The following is a 1,863-nucleotide window of genomic DNA, read 5'->3' as shown; positions in this document are numbered from 1 at the left end:
GGGTTGACTCGACTCGACTCAATTGGTCTGCCACGAAAAAGTTTTCGGTGTGCAAGATCGATTTGCTCGCCGTCAACGGCTCATCCGGAAGCCATCAGCCCTGTGAGAAATCAGGGATCCGACAATTGCTGAGTACGCGCTTCATCACGTTCTGAAAGGAGTATTGCAATGAAATCATGCGTCGTTCCGCTTTCTGCGGTTTCTTCCGTCGTGGCTTTCTTGTGCTGTGCGCCAGCGCTCGCAGTCCCACCAGTCTGCCCTGTCATCCCATGCTCCGCCGAGGAATTCCCCGTGCGCGAAAAAGCATATGGCTGTCCCAAGAGCGCGCAAGTCAGTTCACCCGTTCAAGCAACGTTGAACTGCATGTCGACTAGCCAGCATTCGCTGAATTGCGTGGCATATCCTATCGAGGTCTCATACGGATGCGGCGGATCAGGTACCAATCTGATCTACAACTGGACAGTAAAAGTTGGCATGGACAGCTATCCGTATCCGCCGAGTTACAACAACACGCTCTCGGTCAGCTGCATGCCAACCGAAAGTGTGCGCGTTGACGTAACTGTCTGGAACGGCTCGTACTCAAGTACCAGAAGTGTGCAAATGGGCTGTGGAGATGACATAGAGTGATGGCAGGCTGGTCGCCGCAGTGAATCAGCCCAATGTGGTCGTGGCTGCGGCGTTGCTGGTGCCATGTGCGATCGTGGCCTATCCGACAGACTCCCCGAAAAGGGCGATTGAATTTCCTGTACATGCGGTGCTGTGGTAGAACGCACCCATGCTCAGTACGCGAAAGATGTGGTGGCTGTGGGGAGCGTTGCTACTGGGCTCGTCAGCAGCAACGGCAAAATCAATGCCCCCCGACACGGCCGCCGCCTCTCCGGCCAGCACGCCGAATTCCGCACCAACTCCGCCACCTGGGGAACTCGCTCGCAGCAAGGCGTTGATCGACGCGGGGCAACCCGCAGCAGCACGGGCAAGGCTGCTCCCCCTCGTCGCCGCGCACCCGCGCTGGGCTCGCGCCACTGCCCTGCTCGCCTTGACGTATTTCAAGGAGAATCGCTTCGAAGTTGCCGCGCCACTGTTTGCGCGAGCATTGGCGACCGACCCGGAGGAGATCGCGGTCTTGCCCCCGTATGGCTGGACCCTCCAGGCGCTTGGTCGTCACGATGAAGCCAAGGCGATTTTCGAACGGCTGGTAGCTCGTCTGCCGGACTACCCTTCTGGCCACGCCGGGCTCGCGCAGGTCGCCCTCGACCAGAACGACATCGCTGCGGCGCGCCACCACTTCGAGGCCGCCGCGCGCCTCGCCACCGCTCAAGGAGACCCGGAACTTGCCGAGCAAGCGAATAAGAAGCTAAAGAGCCTCCCGATTGTGATCCCGCCGACGCCGCTGACACGCCCTACCCAACCCACCAGTTCGTTCGACTTCAGCGTGGTGCCAGAGTCGGCCGGAATCGACCTGGTGATGACCAGCGGCGCGAATCCAAGTCGCGAGATCCTCGAGGTCAACGGTGGAGGCATCGCCCTCCTCGACTACGACCGCGATGGCGACCTCGATGTGTTTCTCGCCAACGGGGCAACCATGGCCAACCCCGAGGCAGGCCCGGGCTCGCGCCTCTACGCCAACCGCGGCGACGGGCAGTTCGACGATGTCACCGCGGCAGTGGGTATTTCGCTGCACCGTTGGGCAATGGGAGTTGCGGTTGGCGATGTCGACGGTGACGGTTGGGACGACCTCTACGTCACCTGTTACGGCGCCAACGTACTGTTGCGCAACGAAGCCGGTCCCGACGGCAGCCGCCACTTCCGCGACATCTCGGCCGCTGCCGGTGTTGCCGATTCGCGCTGGTCGACCAGCGCAGC

Annotated in this window: 2 protein-coding genes; both read left to right on the top strand. The window is 61.1% G+C overall.

What is annotated here, in order from left to right; translation table 11 throughout:
* The first annotated feature begins 393 nt into the window (after positions 1-393).
* Positions 394-627, top strand: coding sequence for a hypothetical protein (locus WBP53_RS16295; protein WP_423930805.1), 234 nt, complete (start codon positions 394-396; stop codon positions 625-627).
* Between the two features lie 148 nt (positions 628-775).
* A partial coding sequence (locus tag WBP53_RS16290) for an FG-GAP-like repeat-containing protein (RefSeq protein ID WP_423930804.1) occupies positions 776-1,863 on the top strand: 1,088 nt, incomplete at its 3' end.

Source organism: Dokdonella sp., from assembly GCF_049593775.1.
Taxonomy (GTDB): Bacteria; Pseudomonadota; Gammaproteobacteria; order Xanthomonadales; family Rhodanobacteraceae; genus Dokdonella.
Note: the sequence above shows the minus strand (reverse complement) of the source record. Positions and strands in the feature narration are given on the sequence as shown.